Raw genomic sequence first — 1,069 nt, forward strand, 5'->3', positions numbered from 1 at the left:
CACTGAGGTATGCCCTCTGGCCAGTCCTGTTCCCAACCGAGAGAGGAACAGACACCATGGTGATCCTCGGAATCGACGCACACAAGCGAAGCCACACCGTCGTCGCGGTCGACGAGGTCGGCCGCAAGCTCGGCGAGAAGACCCTCGGCACCACCACCGCTGACCATCTGGCGCTGGTGACCTGGGCCGACAGGTTCGGCCAGGAGCGGCGCTGGGCGGTCGAAGACTGTCGGCACCTGTCCCGACGCCTGGAACGTGACCTGCTGGCCGCAGGCGAGCGAATCACCCGGGTACCGCCCAAGCTCATGGCCAACGCCCGCGACGGCGCGCGGACCTACGGCAAGTCCGATCCCATCGACGCCCTGGCCGTGGCCAGAGCCGCGCTGCGGGAACCTGACCTGCCCACCGCCCAACTCGACGGACCCGATCGCGACCTGCGACTTCTCGCCGACTACCGCGATGATCTCGTCGCAGAGCGCACCCGAGTCATCAACCGCATCCGCTGGCAGCTACACGAGATTGACCCGGCCTGGCAACCACCAGCCAGATGCCTCCAGCGGGCCAAGAACCTCAACAAGATCGCCGCCGACCTCGCCGGCCGCGACGGCATCGTGCCGCGGCTATGCCGCAGCCTGGTCCAGCGATGCCGAGAGCTCACCGAGCAGATCACCGCGCTCGACAAAGAGCTCAAGCACCTCGTGGAGAAGCTGGCGCCCGCGCTGCTTGAGATCATCGGATGCGGGACCCTGACCGCGGCGAAGATCGTCGGCGAGACCGCGGGCGTGAAACGCTTCCGCTCCCGGCACGCCTACGCGCGCCACAACGGCACGGCTCCGCTACCGGTGTGGTCCGGCAACCGGCAACGCCACCGCCTCAGTCGGGTCGGCAACCGGCAGCTGAACACGGCAATCCACCGGATCGCCATCACCCAGGCCCACTACCACCAGCCCGCCCGTGACTTCCTACAACGCCGGCGAGCCGACGGGGACACCACCAGCGAGTCCCTCCGCGCCCTCAAACGCCGCCTCTCCGACGTCGTGTTCCGGGCACTCCTCACCGACGCTTGACA

The 1,069-nt window shown here is 68.1% G+C and carries 1 protein-coding gene; it reads left to right on the plus strand.

The window, feature by feature from the left end:
- Positions 1-56 precede the first annotated feature (56 nt).
- Complete coding sequence (locus AB0J67_RS41325; protein WP_363491316.1) at positions 57-1,067, plus strand: IS110 family transposase; 1,011 nt, start codon at positions 57-59, stop codon at positions 1,065-1,067.
- The last annotated feature ends 2 nt before the right edge of the window (positions 1,068-1,069 follow it).

It is taken from the genome of Catellatospora sp. NPDC049609 (assembly GCF_040675365.1).
In the GTDB taxonomy this organism is placed as follows: Bacteria; Actinomycetota; Actinomycetes; order Mycobacteriales; family Micromonosporaceae; genus Catellatospora.